This window comes from Citrobacter sp. Cpo126, assembly GCF_030332445.1.
Taxonomy (GTDB): domain Bacteria; phylum Pseudomonadota; class Gammaproteobacteria; order Enterobacterales; family Enterobacteriaceae; genus Citrobacter; species Citrobacter portucalensis.
This window is the reverse complement of record NZ_JAOWHT010000037.1, coordinates 111,341-132,287: the sequence shown is the minus strand read 5'-3', so window position 1 is coordinate 132,287 and position 20,947 is coordinate 111,341. Positions and strand designations below refer to the sequence as shown.

Here is a 20,947-nt window from a genome sequence, read left to right as displayed (position 1 = left end):
GCACAGCCGTTATTGCGCGAAAATCGGTAACAGCAGATACAGCTTAATCACCAGCGCGTTGACGATATCGATAAAGAACGCCCCCACCATCGGCACCACCAGAAACGCCATATGGGATGGTCCAAAACGTTCGGTAATCGCCTGCATGTTGGCAATCGCCGTCGGCGTCGCGCCGAGACCAAAACCACAGTGTCCGGCTGCCAGCACGGCGGCATCGTAGTTCTTACCCATCATGCGCCAGGTGACGAATATCGCGTACAGCGCCATGAAAATAGTCTGCACAACCAGGATTGCCAGCATCGGCAAGGCCAGTGAAGCCAGTTCCCACAGCTTCAGACTCATCAGCGCCATCGCCAGGAACAGCGACAGACTTACGTTACCCAGCACCGAAACTGCACGTTCGAACACCCGATAAAAACCCAGTAGCGCCAGACCGTTACTGAGGATCACCCCAACAAACAGGACGCAGACGAAGGTCGGCAATTCCAGCACTGTTCCAACCAGCATTTGCGCAACGATTTTACCCACCGTCAGACAGATAGCGATCAGAGCAATGGTTTCAATCAGCACCAGCGAAGTGATCATGCGCCCAACGTCCGGCTTTTCAAATGCGGTCGGCACGGCCTGATCGTCCGGCATACCGTCTGGCGTGGTGGAGTGTTTGACCAGATAGCGTGCCACCGGGCCGCCAATCAGCCCGCCCAGCACCAGACCAAACGTTGCGCAAGCCATTGCCACTTCAGTTGCATTGGTGAAGCCATAACGTTCAATAAACAGCTTGCTCCACGCGGCCCCGGTTCCGTGTCCACCAGAGAGAGTGATCGAGCCAGCGATCAGACCCATCAGCGGGTCCAGACCCAGCAGGGTCGCCATACCAATACCGATGGCGTTTTGCATCAGCAACAGGCCAACAACCACAATCAGAAAGATACCCACCACGCGGCCACCGGCACGCAAACTGGCGATATTGGCGTTCAGACCGATAGTGGCGAAGAAGGCCAGCATCAGCGGATCGCGCAGGGTCATATCGAAATTCACTTCCCAACCCATGCTTTTTTTCAGCACCAGCAGCGCAATCGCCACCAGCAATCCGCCAGCAACGGGTTCGGGAATGGTGTATTTTTTCAGGAAGGAAACAGACTGGACGAGCTTACGTCCCAGCAGCAACACAAGGGTTGCCGCAACCAGCGTTGATAACGTATCGAGATAAAACATTTACAGCTCCATTAGTGCGTTTAGCACAATCACGCACGATGCATTCCAGACCGATTTTTAGCTCTTATTGAGTTTTCGGAGTGGATTTTAAGCAGAAAATGATGAAAAGTTATATAAAAATGTTTGTTTATCCGTTTTAAATATTAAGAATACCTGCTAGCAAACGTTTGCTTTTCTGCCCTGGTCAGATAAAATCACCGCTTTTCCACCATGGGATTGCCTCTGATGTCCGTTAACGCCGTAGAGTCAACAAATGCGCAACCGGTTGCGCAGACTCACAACAGTGAACTGATTTACCGTCTTGAAGATCGCCCCCCGTTAGCCCAGACCCTGTTTGCCGCCTGCCAGCATCTGCTGGCCATGTTCGTCGCGGTGATCACCCCTGCTCTGTTAATTTGCCAGGCGCTTGGTTTACCGGCTCAGGATACTCAACACATTATCAGTATGTCGCTGTTCGCCTCCGGCGTGGCTTCTATCATTCAGATCAAAGCCTGGGGGCCGGTCGGCTCAGGGCTGCTATCCATTCAGGGCACCAGCTTTAACTTTGTTGCGCCACTGATTATGGGCGGTACGGCGCTAAAAACCGGTGGCGCAGATGTCCCAACCATGATGGCGGCGCTGTTCGGTACGCTGATGCTGGCAAGCTGCACCGAGATGGTTATCTCGCGTGTCCTGCACCTGGCGCGTCGTATTATTACTCCGCTGGTCTCAGGGGTGGTGGTGATGATTATCGGCCTGTCGCTGATTCAGGTAGGTCTGACATCGATTGGCGGTGGCTATGCCGCAATGAGCGACAACACCTTTGGTGCGCCGAAGAATTTACTGTTGGCAGGCGTGGTGCTGGCGCTAATCATCCTGCTTAACCGTCAACGCAACCCGTACCTGCGCGTTGCGTCATTGGTGATTGCGATGGCGGCAGGCTATCTGCTGGCCTGGTTTATGGACATGCTGCCGCAAAATACCGCACCGGTAAGTCAGGACCTGCTGATGGTGCCAACGCCGCTGTATTATGGCCTGGGCATCGACTGGAGTTTACTACTGCCGCTGATGCTGGTCTTTATGATCACGTCACTGGAAACCATCGGCGATATTACGGCCACCTCTGATGTCTCCGAGCAGCCGGTTTCTGGTCCGCTGTATATGAAGCGCCTGAAAGGCGGCGTGCTGGCGAACGGTCTGAACTCGTTTGTTTCCGCCGTGTTCAACACCTTCCCGAACTCCTGTTTTGGCCAGAACAATGGGGTTATTCAGTTAACAGGCGTTGCCAGCCGCTACGTTGGTTTTGTGGTGGCGCTGATGTTGATCGCGCTGGGCCTGTTCCCGGCAGTCAGCGGTTTTGTACAGCATATTCCTGAGCCGGTACTGGGCGGCGCAACGCTGGTGATGTTCGGTACTATCGCAGCATCCGGTGTGCGTATCGTGTCCCGCGAGCCGTTGAACCGCCGCGCGATTCTGATTATCGCGCTGTCGCTGGCCGTTGGTCTGGGTGTTTCCCAGCAGCCGCTGATTCTCCAGTTCGCCCCGGATTGGGTGAAAAACCTACTCTCTTCCGGTATCGCCGCTGGCGGTATTACCGCAATCGTTCTGAATCTGGTATTCCCACCAGAAAAGCAATAAGCAAAATGCGGCGTTGGTTCTGAATCAACGCCGCTGTAACGCTCTTTCACCATTCCCGCCTTGAGCATTGCGCCTAAATCGTGCATAACTTGACTATGTGCACTTCGCGGGATGGAAGACCATGAAATTTATTGGAAAGCTGCTTCTTTACGTGCTGATCGCCCTTGCAGTGGCGATTCTCGGCCTTTATTTTCTACTGCAAACCCGCTGGGGGGCAGAGCACGTCAGCGCCTGGGTTTCGGAGAACAGCAGCTACCATCTGGCGTTTGATGCCATCGATCACCGGTTTTCCTCCCCTTCCCATATTCTGCTGGAAAACGTCACCTTTGGCCGGGATGGTCAGCCCGCAACGCTGGTCGCTAAAACAGTCGATATTGGGCTGAGTAGCCGCCAAATCACCGACCCGCTGCACGTAGACACCATTTTGTTGCAAAACGGCACGCTGAATCTTTCCCAGCAAACCGCACCGCTGCCGTTCCAGGCCGATCGCCTGCAATTGCAGGATATGGCGCTTAACAGCCCCGGCAGCGAGTGGAACCTCAGCGCCCAGCGCGTTAACGGCGGCGTCATTCCCTGGAGCCCTGAGGCAGGTAAAATTCTCGGGAGCAAAGCGCAAATTCAGCTCAGCGCCAGTTCGTTGACGCTCAACGATGTTCCAACTACCAACGTCTTGATTGAAGGCAGCATCGACCATGACCGGGTGACGCTAAGCAATATTGGCGCTGACGTGGCGCGTGGGGCATTAACCGGCGTAGCGCAACGCAATGCCGACGGGAGCTGGGTTGTGGAGAATCTGCGCCTGAACGATATCCGGCTGCAAAGCGACAAATCGCTGGCCGACTTTTTTGCCCCGTTAAGCACTATTCCTTCCCTGCAAATTGGTCGTCTGGAAGTGACGGATGCCCGTCTGCAAGGCCCCGATTGGGCGGTGACGGATCTCGATCTGAGCTTGCGCAACATGACCTTCAGCAAGGACGACTGGCAAACTCAGGAAGGCAAACTGTCGATGAATGCCAGCGAGTTTATTTACGGCTCTCTGCACTTCTTCGATCCGATTCTGAACGCCGAGTTCTCACCGCAGGGCATTGCGCTGCGCCAGTTCACCACCCGCTGGGAAGGCGGTATGGTCAGAACATCCGGAAACTGGATGCGCAGCAACAAAGCGCTGGTCCTTGACGATGCCGCTATTGCTGGTCTGGAATACACGCTGCCGGAAAACTGGAAGCAGCTGTGGATGAAACCCCTGCCAGCGTGGCTAAACAGCCTGACGCTGAAGAAATTCAGCGCCAGCCGCAATCTGGTGATTGATATCGATCCGAGTTTCCCGTGGCAGCTCACCGCGCTGGACGGCTACGGCGCTAACCTCGGGCTGGTACAGAACAATCAGTGGGGGATCTGGAGCGGGAGCGCCACCCTCAACGCTGCCGCAGCCACCTTTAACCGTACGGATGTGCGTCGTCCTTCTCTGGCGCTAACGGCAAACAGCAGCACCATCAATATCAGCGAACTGAGCGCCTATACGGAAAAAGGACTGCTGGAGGCCACCGCCAGCATTTCGCAGCTACCTCAGCGCCAGACGCAGGTCAGCCTGAACGGGCGCGGCGTGCCAATGACGATCCTGCAGCAGTGGGGCTGGCCCGCACTGCCGCTTTCCGGCGGTGGCAACATCCAGCTTACCGCCAGCGGCAATATTCAGGCCGATGCGCCGCTCAAGCCAACGGTCAACGGTCAGCTGCATGCGGTGAACGTGGAGAAACAGCAGGTAACGCAAACCATGCAGGCGGGCGTGGTTTCGGGGAGTGAAGTCACTGCACCACCACCCGCACAATGATTTATTGCCCGGTGACGCTTCGCTTACCGGGCCTACTCACGCTCATAAGCGAATATATTCACTGCACAACAGCCATTTCACCGGCTCGTCTTCTTCAATCACCGGGAAGCGACCGCCAGGTTCCAGAAAGTGGTTGTCATGCTGGTCGTCATTGACCATCGAGATTTCCCAGCCCAGCACGAACGCCTTCTCCGCCCAAAAGCGATGATACAAGCGCGGTGGCAGGCACACTCCTTGTCCCGGTTTCAATACCAGCGTCTCGCCAGCGTTAACGGTACGCCGCTGACCATCCACGCTAACCTCAACAACGCGTCGGGCGTCATACTCATCATCAGGCGTGACCCACGCCAGCTGCATACATAAATCACCGCCGCCGCGATTAACGATATCTTCCATTTTATGGCGATGAAAATGCCATGGCGTTTGCTGATCCTGCTGAATTTGCAGCATCTTTTCGGCATACGATTTGGGGTAATCCGCTGACCCCATCAGACCATTGCGCAACGTTAGTAACGTCAGCCCCGTTTGCGCAAAATCTCCGTGCCCGAAGTCGGTAATATCCCAGCCCAACTGGAGATCGCGCACTTCACGCCACAGAGTTTGATCCTGTTGCCGCCAGGCATCGACCGTAAAATACGCAAAATCAGGCAGACAGACCCGAAAAGTCTCAGCGATGGCATGCGCTTTATCGACGGCATAATTAATGTGTGAACGCTTCATTCCACTTTTCCTTGTTGCGAAAGAGGCGGGTCGCCCCGCCTGCATGCCGTTAGTAAAGTGATGCTTTGCCGGTTGAACCGAACAGTTTCATTTTGTGGCGGATCACGTCCCGCGCGGCGCTAATGGCTTCCGGATAGATTACGTTCGGGTCCCACCAGGTTTCTTTCGCCAGGATTTCGCGGACTTTCTGGAAGTAGGCGTATTTCATATCGCTGGAAATGTTGATTTTGCCAACGCCTAGCGTCACGGATTCGGCAATTTCCGCATCCGGGTTCGCGGAACCACCGTGCAGCACCAGCGGAATATCCACACGCCCGGCGATGTCGCGCAGGATGTTCATTTGCAGCTCAGGCTGCATCCCTTTCGGGTAGATCCCGTGCGCGGTTCCAATCGCCACCGCCAGCGTGTCTGCACCCGTTCGGGCGATAAAATCCTCAGCCTGAGCAGGATCGGTATAAGTTACTTTCGACACGCCGCCTTCCACTGACGTCCCAGTCTGGCCAATCGTTCCCAACTCCCCTTCCACCGAAACACCTACCGCATGCGCCAGTTTGACCACTTCGCGGGTCAGCGCCACGTTCTCATCATATGGTAGCAGCGAGCCATCAATCATCACCGAGGTAAACCCACACTGAATCGCTCGCAGGACATGCTCAACCGAAGCGCCGTGGTCCAGATGCAGAGTAAAGGGAACCGGGCTGCGCAGGGTGATATCACGGACATAGCTAAAAAACGCATCGCCGACAAAATCATGTTCGCTGGGGTGAATGGAGATAATCGCCGGGGTATTGGTCGCTTCCGCTTCTTCCACTACTGCGCGTACAAAGCAGCTGTCCGCCACGTTGAATGCGCCGATGGCAAAACCGTGCTGACGGGTAGGTTGCAGTAATTCTTTCATCGAAACTAACATGTTAATTCTCCAGTTTCAGGGTGTAGAAAGCCCTGCCAGTGCGTCATCGCAGAGGCATAGAAGGCGTTACAGAAAATGAATCAGGCTTTGCCGATAGCGCCGCTGGCCTGCAGGTACGGAATAATGGCTTCCTCGCAGGCCTGTTCCATCAGGGCCAGGGCATCAACGAGTTCACCGGATGTGTCGCGACACAGGGTATGCAGTAGCGCAGCCTTTCCGGCTTCGAAAACCGCCGCACCAACGTTTATCTTGGCGACACCAAACGTCGGGCAGCGCTGTAGCTGGTCAAACGGCGTTCCGCTGCCGCCATGCAGCGCCAGCGGCACCGTTGATAACCGGGCTATTTCCTCCAGCCGCTGGAAATCAATAGCAGGAGTGATACCCGGCGCGTACATGCCGTGTGCCGTACCCACCGACACCGCCAGCAAATCGATCCCGGTCTGTTGGATGAAGGGTTCCACGTCGGCGACCTGGGTCATCAAATCAGCGTTAGCGGCGTGGTCATAGCACGGAGCATCGGCCAGATGGCCCAGCTCGCCTTCCACGCACAGAGAAACGCTGGCGGCAAGCTCAACCACCGCCCGGGTCTGGCGAATGTTCTCCTCCAGCGCAAAGGCGGAGGCGTCGATCATTAAGCCGCTGAATCCGGCGCGAAAAGCCTGGCGAATGCGTACAGGATCCTTTCCATGATCCAGCGCCAGCGCGACCGGTACCGAGGCTTCCTCTGCCAGCGTTTTGACCACCGCTGCCGCTATCGGGGCCGGAAAATGCTCCAGATGCCCCTGATACAAATTCAGAATGATGGGCGCACGGTGTTTCTCCGCCACTCGCACCGCTGCGCGGGCGCTTTCCAGGTTCATACAGTTGATGGCCAGCAGCGCGTACTGCTCGCGCCAGGCTTTGGTCACCATGCTTTTCATATCGGCAAACATACGGCCTCCGGTTATTCCAGGGTGAAGGTGATTTCTTCGTCTTTCAGCTTTTGATCGCTGAGTTCGTCAAACTCTTCATCACGCTCGGTTACCGGTTTCTTCCACAGCGACAGCATGACGCCACAAATCAACGTACCGATCCCCAGCGCCAGGCAAAACAGCAACGGATGCGTAAAGAGCGGAACCACAAACATGCCGCCGTGCGGTACCGGACTTTCGACACCCCACACCATAATCAGGCCACCCGCAATCGCCGAGGCCACCACGCAGGAGCCCACCACCCGCAGCAGGTCGCGCGCCGCAATCGGAATAACCCCTTCGGTAATCATGCAGAACCCCATCGGGAATGCGGCCTTCAGCGCCTCACGTTCCGCACGGGTGTACTTGTGACGCGTCAGCAGGAAAGAGAGCGTAATGCCAAATGGAGGGATCATCGAACCAACAAACTTCACCGCTTCCGGACCGTACACGCCGCTGACCAGCATGCCGTCAGCAAACAGCGACATGGTTTTATTCACCGGCCCACCGAAGTCGAATGTCGCCATCGCACCGAGGATAGCGCCCATCAGAAAGCGGGATCCGCCCTGCATGGACTCCAGCAGATGAATCAACGCGTCCTGCAGCCAGGCAATCGGCTTGCCAATCAGCGTCATCATCAACAGGCCGCCAATGACGGTACTCAGTACCGGCAGCACCATAATGGGCATCAACCCCTGCATCGACTGCGGCAAACGGATATAGCGCTTGAGCAGCAGGACGGTATAACCGACCAGAAATCCGCCCAGCATCCCACCGATAAAACCGGTATGAATTTCTCCGCAGACGAAGCCGACAATCAGGCCCGGCGCGAATCCCGGACGGTCAGCAATGGAGTACGCAATCGCCGCACTAATCAGCGGTACGATTAACCCCATCCCCCAGCCGCCAATCTGGTTGAGCATCCAGGGAATGGTTCCTGTTTTTTCACCGACGTTAGTGCCGCCAAGTATTTGCCCGAGAGCAATACAGATCCCGGCGGCGACAATTAACGGGATCATCCACGAAATTCCCGTTAATAAATGTTTTTTTATTTCCTGAGATAGCGGAATTTTATTTTCACTCATGTGAAACCCCTCCAAAATGAGGATCGCTACTGGTTATTATTAACTAATGATTTTTCGACCTTTTCAAGAAACTGAATGGGCGATTTTATGACGATTTCAGTTTTTACTCGCACAATGCGTTTGTTTGAAAATCGCTCCTCCCCTTTTATTTTTACATCGACAGCAAGAATCACGACATCAGCCGCAGAAATATCTTCTGTCAGCAGTTCGTTTTCTGTGCCAATGGTGCCCTGGGTTTCAACTTTTATATTATGACCAAGCGCTTTGGCACCTTTAATTAACTTCTCACGGGCAATATAGGTGTGCGCAATACCCGCCGTACAGGCGGCAACACAAACAATATTCATAACATGCTCCACATTTTATTTAGCAGACATTGGATTCAGCATATTGGCTAAAAAGCTCAATAATTTTTTGTGGACTACTTTCAACTAATAGTTGTTCAATAATGTCGTCATCTGCCAACGCGCCAGCAACCTGCGAAAGCAGACGAATATGGGTGGTGTTTTGATCTTCAAGACGTACGGCAAACAGAATAATGCACCGTACATTGCTGCCGTCCAGGGTTTCCCAGGGAATATCCTGGCGGGTACGCCCAATCGCCAGCGTGGTATTGACCACCGCCGAGGATTTCCCGTGCGGGATCGCAATATGGTTTTCGAAGCCGGTCGAGCCTTCTGACTCACGTTGCCAGACATCCTGAATAAACGTTTCGCGACAGCTAATTGCTCCATCTTTTTGCAGAATATCCGTCAGTTCCTCAATAGCCTCCGTTTTGCTTGTAGCCTTCATTTCCAAAATAACGCGATTTGTATTGAGTATTTTCGTGATGTCCATCAATCATACCTCATGGAGTTCAGACATTAATTTTCAACGACCAGCGACGTCGCCCGATGTAATTTTTCCGTAATAACCGTTTCTGTTACCCGCTTAATATCCGCATCATTGAAGAAGGCAGTGACATACACGACCGGCATGGCAACCGCGGGTAAATTAATCGTCGATACCACCAGTTCAATATCGTCCGTCAGTACAGAGGGCAGGCTGCCTGCCGACACCACGCCGACGATAGTCCAGTCCGGAAAGGCGCGCAGAATACGGCTTTTGAGTAAGTGAGAAGTGCCGATACCCGTTGAACAGACCAGTAGTACGCGTTTACGCGCTATCTGACGCTCCATTGCGGCCTGAAAATGCACGGTTAAATATCCCACTTCATCTTCCGACACGGCCCGCTCGCCCCAACCGCTAAACACCCGATTCACCGCACACTGGGTCAGACGCCACACATCCTGCAACTCGCCTTTGATATCCTCCAGCAGCGGATTACGAATGCGGATCTGGTAGTTCAGTCGGTTAATCAGCGGCTTAATGTGGATCAGCAATCCGTCATACAGCGCCGTGTCCTGGCTAAGATCGCTGTCGACCATCTCGGCGAAGGTGGCAATCAACCGATGGGTAATCAAACGCGCTTCGTCGCTGGAGTGCATATGGCCAATCACACTCACGTCATTATGCTCTTCAATCACCACACCCGAGGAGATAATGTATTGATATATAAACCAGACTTCGTCTTCCGGCAGCGGGTGGGCAATGCGTTTTTCGATATGCTGAATCATGCGACTGGCAATGGAAAATATGTTCTCATCACAGGTAGAGATGCTCTCTTCTTTTCTCGGAAGCGCATTGCCCCGCGTGATGCGGTACATCATGATCAGAATATGGGTAAAGATATTGACGTAATAAGGCTCGCCGAGCGACCAGCACAGGTCGTTCTCCATTTCCTGCAATAACGTCTGGACAAATAAAACGTCTTCTTCGCCAAAGTAATGCACTAACGCTTTATAACTGCCCGGATCCAGGCGTGAATAAATCACGCTGCCGGGTTCATTATGGTTAATCACACCGTTAATCAGCGATGCCATCGCCTGGCGCACACCGCTCTCGCTGCCTTCAATGTGCGTGCCGCTCTGACTACGAATCAACGACAGGCCCAACGGGGTAATCCAGGATTCAATTACTTTCAGATCGTTAACAATCGATGCGCTACTAATGAAATAACGTTCGGATAATTTACTGATCGACGTTTCATGCGGCGTTTCGCTTAATAACTGTGAAGCTATCTTGACTCGCCGTGAATTATTCATCATGCCGTCAGCATCATCACCCTCCGATCCTAATAACTGGTCCATATATAAAAGGTCGGTAATATTATCTGCACTTAATATCACCCCAGCACCAGCACGTTTATCGATGGCTATTTTCCATTCTGATAACCATGGTTCCAGTAAGCGCAGATCGCGCTGCACAGTTTTCTCTGAAACAGATAAATATTCGGCAATTTTCAGCAGCGTGACATATTCCTTCTTAGACAGAAGAAATTTTAATAATCTGTTTTGTCGCGAGGTAATCATTTGCATTATTTACCCTTATTACATACCAGATTAAATATCTATACCCGTCATACTTCAAGCTGCATGTGCGTTGGTTTTCCTCGCTCACCCCAGTCACGTACTTATGTACGTTCAGGGGATTCGCTGCGTCGCCGCCTTCCTGCAACTCGAATTATTTAGGTTATAAAGAAGCATTTATGCTCCACGTGTAATCCGTGATGATAAATATAAGAGGACTACGATGCGCCAACAATACTAAATCGTGTCCTGTATTCCGGACAGAAATAAGACAAAAACGGGAAATAGTGAGATATTTACGGCGCAGATCACATTTTTCGTGGGATTCAGAGTGATATCGCTCGCAAATATGGGGAGCTAAAAATTTAATTCAGGATATTTTGGGTTTTCAGATCTGGAATGCTGCTCGCAGCGTGGGCCGGATAAAACGCATTGCGTCGCCATCCAGCCCACGTTGAGATTTACTTACAGGGTAATCGTCAGCACATCCGCATCCGGCGTGACAACCGTTCCCCACTCACTGCCCACAGACGAGCCGCCCTTCACGCCGCTAACCTGCGTAATATTACGCAGACACAGCGTCCAGTTACGCGCTTCGCCACTTCCTTGCACGGTGATGGTATTACCCGTGCGCGTCGCTTTCAGCGTGAAGATAACCGAGCCGTCAGCCGCCGGGACTTCACAAATCGCCTCCCGACCCTCCTGCAGATGGAACAGCTGGAACGCCGTCCCTTCGTGCCAGGCGTAGTCCGGCTTCTGGTTATTGCAGCCCAGCGCCAGCAGTGTATTGTCGCGCACATAAACCGGCAGACTCAGGAAGTCATGCTGCTGCTTATGCCAGCGGCTGCCCGCCACCTCGTCGTTACGCCACAGATGCGTCCAGCGTCCTTCCGGAAGATAGAACTGCACATCACCCGCCTCGCTAAACACCGGCGCAACCATCACGCTATCGCCCAGCATGTACTGGCGGTCGAGATAATCACATGCCGGATCGTCCGGGAACTCCAGCATCATTGCGCGCATCATCGGCGTTCCGAGTTCATTGGCGCGCGCCGCTTCGCGATACAGGTATGGCATCATGCGGCATTTCTGCTCAGTGAAGTAGCGTACCACGTCGCAGGATTCATCATCGTACGCCCATGGCACACGGTAGGATTTACTACCGTGCAGGCGGCTGTGGCTGGAGAGCAGCCCGAACGCACACCAGCGCTTGTAGACGTGCGCCGGGGCGGTATTCTCAAAGCCGCCAATATCGTGACTCCAGAAACCAAAGCCGGACAGACCAATGGACAACCCGCCACGCAGACTTTCGGCCATCGATTCATAGTTGGCGTAGCAGTCGCCGCCCCAGTGCACCGGAAACTGCTGCGCGCCGACCGAGGCCGAACGGGCGAACAGCACGGCCTCTTCTTCACCGACGGTCTCTTTCAGCACGTTCCATACCAGTTCGTTGTAGATGTACGCATAATGGTTGTGCATTTTCTGCGGATCGGCACCGTCAAACCACTGAACGTCAGTAGGAATGCGTTCGCCAAAGTCAGTTTTGAAGCAATCAACGCCGATATCCACCAGACCTTTCAACTTGTTGGCATACCACTCGCAGGCTTCAGGATTGGTAAAGTCATAAATCGCCAGGCCCGGCTGCCATTTATCCCATTGCCACAGGGAGCCGTCCGGGCGCTTGAGCAGATAACCTTTATCTTTCAGTTCATTGAAAAGCGGGGATTTCTGGCCGATATAGGGGTTTATCCATACGCAGACCTTCAGCCCTTTCTCTTTCAGGCGGCGGATCATACCTTCCGGGTCAGGGAAGGTCACCGGATCCCACTCAAAGTCGCACCACTGGAAGGCTTTCATCCAGAAGCAGTCGAAATGGAAGACGTGCAGCGGCAGATTGCGCTCGGCCATCCCATCGATAAAACTGTTCACCGTCGCTTCATCGTAATTAGTGGTGAACGATGTAGTCAGCCACAAACCGAATGACCAGGCTGGCGGCAGCGCCGGACGACCGGTAAAGCGGGTATAGCGATCCAGCACCGCTTTCGGCGTAGGGCCGTCGATGACGAAATATTCCAGATACTCGCTTTCAACGCTGAACTGCACTTTTGACACTTTCTCAGAGCCAATTTCAAACGACACGCACTGCGGATGGTTTACCAGCACGCCGTAACCACGGTTGGTGAGATAAAACGGGATGTTCTTGTAAGACTGCTCGGTACTGGTGCCGCCATCGCGGTTCCATGTTTCCACCGTCTGGCCGTTACGTACCAGCGCAGTAAAGCGCTCGCCCAGACCGTACACCGTTTCGCCAACGCCCAGATCCAGGCGTTCAAACATATAGTTTTTCCCGCTATTGGTGTCCTGCACGTAGCCGTTATTTTTCAGCTGGCTGCCGGTAATACGTTCACCGTTACGCAGGAAATCCAGCGACCAGAACTCACCTTTAGTGACCCGCACGCTCAAATTTCCGCTTTTCAGTTCGGCAAATTCAGCGGTGTTTTGTATCTCTACATTGACGTCCTGCAGCACGTTCAGCGGATAGTGCGGACCGTTATCCAACGCGCCCTGGAAGTGTTCCATACGCACCCCAACCACGCCTTCCTGCGGCGAGAAAAAGCGCAGGGTGAAGAGTGGAGTATCCAGTTGCCAGGTACGTTCACGCACATCGCGCGGTGCAACGTAGACAATCATCTCGTTACCCTGTTGCTCGACCTCGAATACCTGAATCGGGTGAGTTAAATTCAGGCCAGGCTGCGTCAGCCAGTTTCCGTCGCTAATTTTCATCGTTGGTTCCTTAGTTCTGTAATTCTTTCGTCGAAAAATCCTGCTGATTGCGGTGCGCACCCTGAGCCAGCTGACTCATGATTTCCGTCAGATACGGCGTTTTCAGGGTATAAAAGCGTTTGGCAATCACGGCACTCAACAGGTAACAAATAGCCGGGACAATCGTGAACAATGCGATAATGATGCTAATGGTGGCGCTGTTCTGGGTTTTCGCTGCGGCATCGTAACCGCCGCCCGCCAGCATCCAGCCGATCATCGCCCCGCCGAGCGCCAGACCCAGCTTCAGCACGAACAGCGTGCCCGCGAAGCTGATCCCCGTCAGACGTTTTCCGTTACACCACTCGCCGTAATCAACGGTGTCGGACATCATCACCCACTGGATTGGCGTCACGAGCTGATGCAGTACGCCAATCACGAAGATGAAGGCGAACATGGTGAGATTTGCGTGCATCGGCACAAAGAACATTGCCAGACTGACGACCGCTAGCAGGGCGTTCGTCCACCAGAAGACGCTGACTTTGCATTTCCAGTCAGTCAGCGGTTTTGCCAGCGCAGAGCCGATAAGATTGCCGACGCAATAGGTGGTGAGGAAGGCGACAAACACTTCCGGGGTACCCAGAATCCAGGTGACGTAATACATCATCGCCCCGCCGCGTACGCAGACGGCAAGGATGTTGAGGATGGTCAGCAGGCCGACGATGCGCCATTGGTCGTTCTGCCAGATGTCGCGCAGGTCTTCACGCATTGAGTTGCTGCTCGGCGGCGCTTCCACACGTTCTTTGGTAGTGAAGAAGCAAAACGCCAGCATCAGGAACGCCACAACCGAGAGCACGGCAATCCCGCCCTGGAAGCCCAACGCTTTATCTTCGCCGCCAATCAGATTCACCAGCGGCATCATCAGCACGGTGGAGAGCATGCCGCCCGCCGTCGCCAGCACAAAGCGCCATGACTGCAGGGAGATACGCTGCGTTGGGTCATTGGTTATCACACCGCCCAGCGCGCAGTAGGGAATATTCACCACGGTATAAAGCAGGGTCAGCAGCGTGTAGGTGATTGCGGCATAAATCATTTTGCCGTGCAGGCTGAGATCCGGCGTGCTGTAGGCGAGCACACAGACCAGACCAAATGGCAGAGCGCCAAACAGCACCCACGGGCGGAATTTCCCCCAGCGCGAACGGGTGCGGTCGGCGAGCAGTCCCATGCAAGGGTCTGAGATAGCATCCAGCGCGCGAGCCAGTAAGAACATCGTGCCGACAAAACCGGCCGGGATACCAAAAATATCGGTATAGAAGAACATCATATATAACATAACGTTATCAAAGATGATGTGGCTGGCGGCATCGCCCATGCCGTAGCCAATCTTCTCTTTAACGGACAAAATCTCACTTTTCATTACGCATCCTTGTTAGCACTTTCACACGCACTGATACCGGTTACAGTTCTTGTAAACCATCCCTGTGAGCGCGGGTATTCCGATATCTCGTTATCAGATTACGATTCTTGTTTTCTGTGATCAGAGTAGCGTCAAAAAATGTGTCTAAGTGTAAGTAATGGATTTTGCGGGGATTTATTTGAAACTGGTCATGGTATGGAGAAACGGAAGTTAAAAAAGTGAGTGAGGGGGTGTGGAAACGTTTGGAAGTAGCTATAATGCGCCCCGCCTCCATGTAGCAATCGAGGCGCGGAAGATCGTCATCTCCGGTGAGGTGGCTGGACTTCAAATCCAGTTGGGGCCGCCAGCGGTCCCGGGCAGGTTCGACTCCTGTGATCTTCCGCCAAAATTCTCATATCATCCCAGCCATTTGCCATATATTCTCAGCATATGCATGCTTTTATAATTCTCGCCCACAATATCTATTTTCATTTATGATTAACGAGAATCCCATATGAGCACTGCCCTTACGATCATGGCCATCGCTGCTACTGTAATTAGCCCATTATTAGCCATTCAGACACAGAAATTTATAGAAAGATATTCTCAGAAAAAATCATTAAAAATTGATATATTCAAACAACTTATGGCTACTCGATCTCAGAACTCTCGACTGTCTAATGAACATGTTCGCGCATTAAATATGATCGACTTAGCATTTTACGGAAAAATAAAAAGAGGAAGAACCAAGAGAAGCGATTCTGAAAGTAAGGTATTATCTTCGTGGAAACTATACTTTGCGCATTTAAATACATCTTACCCTGATAATGATAATGCATCTGGCACCATATGGAACCAAACAAGCAACAATCTTTTTCTAGACTTGCTATCAGAGATAGCGAAAGATATTGGGTATGATTTTGAGCGAGTTCAATTACAAACAGCCATATATTCACCTATGGCCCACGGGGCAATAGAAAACGATAAATTAAAAATTAGACAGGGGTTGGCTGCAATATTCTCAGGAGAAAATGCCCTAAAAATGGAAATTATAAATATTCCTGCAAGACAGGGCAATTAATCTATTCACTATTTATCCTGTGGCTCAATACCTAACCGTTCCAACTCCTTTCTCCCTAATGTTTTGAGCCAATTCCCTAAACTCATCCCTTCGGCCTTTGCCGCAGCCTCGAACTGCGCCTTTAACTCGGGTGTGATACGAATCTGGAAAGTTGGTGCTTTTCCGGATTTAGACTGATTTGGATCGCGTTTAGCTGTTGACATGTACGTACCTATAAGAGCAGTACACCACCAACCAGGTACGTACCTTTATATCTGGCGACCTGACTTATAACGCCCTCGCCTGGTACTCGCAGTACCCGACGAGAGCTAACCTCATCAACTATCAAGGAGTTGATTATGGCTGATTCGCATTCTACCCCAGACATCGACCAATCCGGAACTGAGCGTTCGGTAATTGTGGGATACCGCCCTAATGTTTTCGACAAATCTACACCCAAAATTATTCTTTCCGGCAAGTGGCTACGCGAAGCGGGGTTTGATACCGGGCAACAGATTACCGTAAAAGTGATGAATGGCTGTATCGTCCTGATGGTCTATGGCGAGCAGGAGCAACGGTTGCAGGATGAGCTGAAAGAGGCCAATCAGAAGTTAAAAAGAATTGAGAGCACGCTTGCGACTCTCCAGTGAAGCACGGCTGAACCTGCAAGCGGTACTTACAGGTTTACTTGGTGCCGGATGGCGCTTGCGCTTATCCGGCCAACTTTCACTATCCCCTTTGCCTGCTCTCCACCTCATAGTGACCACCAGAAAGATATCGACTATAATGAACGAATCGAACGATTCATGCGAAATGGTGGCAATATGCATACTCTTACGGCAAATGAAGCCAAAACCCAGTTTGGCGATATGCTACTTAAAGCGCAGCGAGAACCTGTGCAAATTAACCGTAACGGTAAACCTGTTGCAGTCGTCGTTTCCATTGAGGACTATGAACAAATGGAAGCCATGAAGCTCCAGTTACTGAAGGCCAAAATTCAGCGTGCTCAAAACGATATTCATTTGGGCAATATTGTTGATGGTGATGCTTTTTTTGATGAGTTGATGGATCAACACAAAGGATAAAAAGTGAGTTACAAACTTACTGGGGAAGCACAGCACGATATTATTGAAATCCGTGATTACACATCAAGAAATTGGGGCGCTAAACAGTCCAGGGATTATCTTAGGAAATTACAGGTCGTTCTCTCTCAGTTAGCTGAAATGCCAGGCATGGGGCAGCATCGCATTGATGATTTTGGTGCAGATGTTTACAGCTTTCCTTATGTTAGTCATATGATTTACTACTGTGCACAAGACACAAATATTGTTGTATTGGCAGTCTTACACCAAAGCCGAGTACCAACAAAACATCTGGGACAACGTTTGTAACCCACCACCTTAATGCCGGATGGCGCTAACGCTTATCCGGCCTACGATTCCCAGAAAAAATAAAGCCGCCGATCGGTTAATCAGCGGCTTTTACATTACTGCATTACATTAGAAGTTATATTTCACGCCGAGCATACCGCGGGTATCGCTGTAGCCTTTATCGCCGACCTGTTGGGCCACGTTGCTCCACACGTTGAGGCGCGGAGTGATTTGACCTTCAACGCCGACTTTCAGCTCGCCGATGTTTTTGGTGCCGCGCATGTCGTTGCTCACATCGTCCATCTTCACGCTGGTCGTCTGCGTGTTGTGGATCCAGTTGGCTTCAACAAACGGCTGGAACTCGCGAGATTTACCGTCGTCGATGGCGTTGTGCCCGTTGATAAAGGCTTTCACACCCAGACGGGTCATCAGGTTGCCATCGGTGTTGTCCTTCACGCGGGTACCGTTCGCTTCGCGGTGACTGTCGGCTTGCACGTCCATCCATACCACCTGCGCTTTCGGTTGCAGCCAGTAGCTGTTGCGTTCGCTTTCACCCAGTTTGAAGCTGTAACCGGCTTCAACCGAAGCGGTTATCCCGCTGGATTTGTATTTCTCTGCTGCCTGCTCCTGGCCCATCACTTTGTTATCAAACCAGTTGTACAGCGCCCAGGTATCCACGTAGGTGCCGGTCTTGTCGGCGTCATTGGCATACCATGTGCCATACAGCCCCACGCTGTAACCGGTGACCTGGCCACGTGAATGGTAGCCGGTCAGGCTGGACTGCGTGCGGTTCTGGCTGTTGGCATAACCGGCCATCGCGCCGAGGTGCCAGCGGTCAAGACCGTCGCTACTCCACTGCGCCAGGTCGCCGCCTAGCTGCATCACATAGCTGTTGCTTTGGGTTTTCAACTGCCCGCTACCGTCTTTGAAGCGGGTATGCGCCCCAACGTTACGCATCCACAGGCTGGTAACTTTCTTCTCGCCTGTCAGCATATCGACGAACTGCGTTTCACCCAGACGATCGTGCAGTCGGGTCATAAACAGCGTGTTAGCCGCATAGTTGTTCGCCAGATAACTGCCTGCTTCCGGACGGTATTGCTGCTCAGTGACAGGAGGCGCAACAGGTTCTTCCGGCTCAGGGATAATCGGGTCTACAGGATCGACCGGGTCTGGATCAATAGGGTCAACCGGGTCCGGATCAACAGGGTCCGGGTCTTCCGGATCCGGCGGAGCAGGAATAAAGCTGGTCAGATACCAGTTACTGCCTTTCTGCACCACGTTATAGTCGTACGCACCGGCAACAATACGGCCCGCTTTCTCAAAAGTACCGTCAGAATTACCGGCCACTTCGATGATCTCAATACCTTCAATGGTCTGCGCCCCGGTTCCGCCAATGTTATTCACCGCCACAAACGCATTACCCGCGGTGTTGCCGAGCACTTTCAGCTTGTCGGTTTCGGAGGTATCGTCATTCAGGACAGTATTGAAAACCAGTTTGCCGCCGTTCCCGGTAAAATCTTCATTGATGGTAAGCGTCTGCCACGGTTCGCCGTCAGCATGCCCAAAGTTCACCACTGACCCGCCGTTCAGCGTCAGGTCGGTGAGCGTTGAACTGTTAGTCATGTTCCAGGTCGCGTCGCTCATTTGCAGCGAGATAACGCCCGTCCCGGCAGTGGCGCTGGTGATGTATGACGCCCCGCTCCACAACGAGTTGTCGGTCATGTTGAGCTTAATGGTACTGTTTTGCTGCGGCAGGCTGCTGGTTGCAGCAGTCGCGCCAGCGGCATGAAGATCGCCGTCGATAAGAAAACGCCCGCCAGTAGAACCGTCTACGATGCCGCCCGTTTCAGTACTGATGGCATAACTTTCGTTGCTGTGATCGCCCGCCATGGTAATGGCGGCACCGCCTGCCAGGTTTATCGCCCCGCGTGAAGTCGCATACAGGCCGCGTGGCGCTTTGCTGTATGATGCCGCTTTCGCCGAACTGTTCACGTTGATCGTTGCATTTTCACCGAGATTCACGGTCGCGTTGGTGGAATAAACCGCATGAGCGCTGACGCCGTTGACCGTAATCGTCGCGTTGTTGCCCAGTTCCGTTTTGGACGATGAGGCGGCATAAATCCCCGTTGAAGAAGCACCCGAAGTCTCGATGGTGGCGTCATTGCCAAGCAGTATCGAGGAACCGCTCTGCCCGGTGCGAAGACCCTCTGAACTGTCACCGATCGTCACAATGTGTGCCCGGTCGCCGACCACAATTGTATTTTTGGCCTGCGTGGCGTCTTTCATCGCGTTTGCTGTGATACCACGTCCCTGGGAACCGGTGGTCTGAATATACAGATCGTCACCGACGTAAATGCTGGCCGAGCCCTTCCAACCCTGGCTATAGGAGTTGTAACCGGCGTTAATACCGTCACCATCCTGACCGTCCACATAAATGCTGGTGCGATCCCCGGTGATGATAAAGACCGGGTTATCCGGCGTATTGGCCCCGTGCGTGCGGATACCGTCAACATCTTTACCATTATTGGCGGCATTCTTCGACTGCGTGCGAATCGTCAGGTCGTCCCCAAAAATAACGCCCGGACTACCCGTTGTACTGTTCTGAATAACGGTAACAGAGTGCTCAAAAGCTTCAGCGCCGGGTCCATTAATCGTTAATCCATTGCCATAAACGGGAATCGTGCCCGCACTCCATTGATAAACATAATTCGGCATGGCGCTGGTTTTAGCGAAACTGGCATTTGCCTGCGCTGGAATTATTGCCTGCAATTCCGGGGGCAGACTGCTAACCAGTCCGGTGGAGGGTAGACTATCAACGTCAACCCATGCCGCTTGAGCTGAAAATACCATAGAGGTTAATGCGGCTGAAACCGCTATGGCAATACGAGAATAAGATTTGGGATTTGGCATATTAGCCTCCTGCTTTCAGGCGTAGAGCGTCCACCACATCGCAAGGATGTGAAATAATAAAATTCAAAAATACGTTATAAAATATTCGACAATATTTGATGAATACTATGGCCTAACTTATCTTCAAGCCTGAGCTTGTAGACATATATTTTCTTAATATCGATATTATCTATTTTGGTAATTTGCTGAATACTTTTCCCTGACACAAAACGCTTCAGTAATATCATTTCAGTATAGTTAAGTGAGCGTCCACGTTTGCTGTTAGCGAGATGACCCGTAAAGAGTCGCCTAATTTTCTGATGTTGAACTTCGTCATCATCATCAGAATATATAATCCCTTGGATTTTATTGCTTTTGGACAGCCAGTAGTTGGCTAACGGCGCCAGGTTCCTGTCTGCTATCAACACAATATGCATACCGCTGTAGGCAAGCCGGTCAACCCATTGCGGGTCGGCAAACAGGCGCAGATTCGGGAAAGAAAAGTCCACAAAAATAAACCCACGCGACAAATGGTTTTGATTATTAAGCAGAAGCTTTTCAATAATTCCTTTTTGCAGAAAACCATTCCCCTCAGGCCAGATCGCAAAAGCGGCACGGTGGCAGTAACTGGCGCGAACCGCAGTATCCGGAAATAATTGACAGGATAATTCACAGCTTATGCAACGAACAGTCTGTGACGGTGATCTCTTCATCAAAAATGACTCCTGTTATTTTT

19 protein-coding genes and 1 tRNA gene are annotated in these 20,947 nt (G+C 52.3%); 7 read left to right on the top strand and 13 right to left on the bottom strand.

Features of this window, described 5'->3' with window-relative positions; all coding sequences use genetic code 11:
• Positions 1-9: 9 nt before the first annotated feature.
• A complete protein-coding gene (gene gltS, locus OGY17_RS17310; RefSeq protein WP_003024029.1) occupies positions 10-1,215 on the bottom strand; it encodes a sodium/glutamate symporter in 1,206 nt (401 codons plus the stop codon).
• Positions 1,216-1,440: 225 nt separating this feature from the next.
• Here gltS and xanP point away from each other — a divergent pair, with 225 nt between their 5' ends.
• Both xanP and OGY17_RS17300 read left to right on the top strand, forming a co-directional pair.
• A complete protein-coding gene (gene xanP / locus OGY17_RS17305) occupies positions 1,441-2,832 on the top strand; it encodes a xanthine/proton symporter XanP (RefSeq protein WP_003024026.1) in 1,392 nt (463 codons plus the stop codon).
• Positions 2,833-2,953: 121 nt separating this feature from the next.
• The gene (locus tag OGY17_RS17300) at positions 2,954-4,663 is read left to right on the top strand and encodes an AsmA family protein (RefSeq protein WP_286607905.1); all 1,710 of its coding nucleotides are present in this window, start codon (positions 2,954-2,956) and stop codon (positions 4,661-4,663) included.
• A 42-nt stretch (positions 4,664-4,705) separates the two neighbouring features.
• Here OGY17_RS17300 and OGY17_RS17295 read toward each other — a convergent pair whose 3' ends face one another.
• From OGY17_RS17295 to OGY17_RS17255, 9 genes are all read right to left on the bottom strand, one after another.
• A complete protein-coding gene (locus OGY17_RS17295) occupies positions 4,706-5,383 on the bottom strand; it encodes a D-lyxose/D-mannose family sugar isomerase (protein WP_020996051.1) in 678 nt (225 codons plus the stop codon).
• Between the two features lie 49 nt (positions 5,384-5,432).
• Positions 5,433-6,293, bottom strand: coding sequence for a ketose-bisphosphate aldolase (locus tag OGY17_RS17290; protein ID WP_286607902.1), 861 nt, complete (start codon positions 6,291-6,293; stop codon positions 5,433-5,435).
• 80 nt (positions 6,294-6,373) lie between these two features.
• A complete protein-coding gene (locus tag OGY17_RS17285) occupies positions 6,374-7,225 on the bottom strand; it encodes a class II fructose-bisphosphate aldolase (RefSeq protein WP_008786487.1) in 852 nt (283 codons plus the stop codon).
• Between the two features lie 11 nt (positions 7,226-7,236).
• Complete coding sequence (locus OGY17_RS17280) at positions 7,237-8,328, bottom strand: PTS fructose transporter subunit IIC (RefSeq protein WP_008786488.1); 1,092 nt, start codon at positions 8,326-8,328, stop codon at positions 7,237-7,239.
• Positions 8,329-8,354: 26 nt separating this feature from the next.
• The gene (locus OGY17_RS17275) at positions 8,355-8,675 is read right to left on the bottom strand and encodes a PTS fructose transporter subunit IIB (RefSeq protein ID WP_003827230.1); all 321 of its coding nucleotides are present in this window, start codon (positions 8,673-8,675) and stop codon (positions 8,355-8,357) included.
• Between the two features lie 19 nt (positions 8,676-8,694).
• Positions 8,695-9,165, bottom strand: a complete 471-nt coding sequence (locus tag OGY17_RS17270) for a PTS sugar transporter subunit IIA (protein WP_286607899.1) — start codon at positions 9,163-9,165, stop codon at positions 8,695-8,697.
• 26 nt (positions 9,166-9,191) lie between these two features.
• Positions 9,192-10,745 carry a BglG family transcription antiterminator gene (locus OGY17_RS17265; protein WP_204558687.1) on the bottom strand — a complete coding sequence of 518 codons (1,554 nt, stop codon included), beginning with the start codon at positions 10,743-10,745 and terminating at the stop codon, positions 9,192-9,194.
• Positions 10,746-11,201: 456 nt separating this feature from the next.
• On the bottom strand, positions 11,202-13,520 hold the full coding sequence (yicI, locus tag OGY17_RS17260; RefSeq protein ID WP_286607895.1) for an alpha-xylosidase: 2,319 nt from the start codon (positions 13,518-13,520) through the stop codon (positions 11,202-11,204).
• A 10-nt stretch (positions 13,521-13,530) separates the two neighbouring features.
• Positions 13,531-14,913 (bottom strand): glycoside-pentoside-hexuronide family transporter, encoded by a 1,383-nt coding sequence (locus OGY17_RS17255; RefSeq protein WP_103014665.1) that lies wholly within the window; start codon positions 14,911-14,913, stop codon positions 13,531-13,533.
• A 290-nt stretch (positions 14,914-15,203) separates the two neighbouring features.
• Between OGY17_RS17255 and OGY17_RS17250 the strand changes: the two genes are divergently transcribed.
• A tRNA-Sec gene (locus tag OGY17_RS17250) sits at positions 15,204-15,298 on the top strand.
• A gap of 108 nt (positions 15,299-15,406) precedes the next feature.
• Positions 15,407-15,973 (top strand): DUF6680 family protein, encoded by a 567-nt coding sequence (locus OGY17_RS17245; protein ID WP_060682980.1) that lies wholly within the window; start codon positions 15,407-15,409, stop codon positions 15,971-15,973.
• Between the two features lie 8 nt (positions 15,974-15,981).
• On the opposite strand, the gene OGY17_RS17240 is transcribed toward OGY17_RS17245, so the two are convergent.
• On the bottom strand, positions 15,982-16,176 hold the full coding sequence (locus OGY17_RS17240; RefSeq protein ID WP_008786495.1) for a toxin-antitoxin system HicB family antitoxin: 195 nt from the start codon (positions 16,174-16,176) through the stop codon (positions 15,982-15,984).
• 135 nt (positions 16,177-16,311) lie between these two features.
• Here OGY17_RS17240 and OGY17_RS17235 point away from each other — a divergent pair, with 135 nt between their 5' ends.
• The 3 genes from OGY17_RS17235 (at position 16,312) to OGY17_RS17225 (ending at position 17,343) form a co-directional block, all read left to right on the top strand.
• Positions 16,312-16,602, top strand: a complete 291-nt coding sequence (locus OGY17_RS17235) for a SymE family type I addiction module toxin (RefSeq protein WP_193134851.1) — start codon at positions 16,312-16,314, stop codon at positions 16,600-16,602.
• A 174-nt stretch (positions 16,603-16,776) separates the two neighbouring features.
• Positions 16,777-17,037, top strand: a complete 261-nt coding sequence (locus tag OGY17_RS17230; protein ID WP_008786497.1) for a type II toxin-antitoxin system Phd/YefM family antitoxin — start codon at positions 16,777-16,779, stop codon at positions 17,035-17,037.
• Between the two features lie 3 nt (positions 17,038-17,040).
• Complete coding sequence (locus OGY17_RS17225; protein WP_008786498.1) at positions 17,041-17,343, top strand: type II toxin-antitoxin system RelE/ParE family toxin; 303 nt, start codon at positions 17,041-17,043, stop codon at positions 17,341-17,343.
• Between the two features lie 108 nt (positions 17,344-17,451).
• Here the strand turns inward: OGY17_RS17225 and misL are convergent, their stop codons facing one another.
• Entirely contained in the window at positions 17,452-20,232 is a 2,781-nt protein-coding gene (gene misL, locus OGY17_RS17220) for an intestinal colonization autotransporter adhesin MisL (RefSeq protein ID WP_286607891.1), read from the bottom strand.
• Positions 20,233-20,306: 74 nt separating this feature from the next.
• Entirely contained in the window at positions 20,307-20,924 is a 618-nt protein-coding gene (locus OGY17_RS17215) for a helix-turn-helix transcriptional regulator (RefSeq protein WP_032945410.1), read from the bottom strand.
• Between the last annotated feature and the right edge of the window lie 23 nt (positions 20,925-20,947).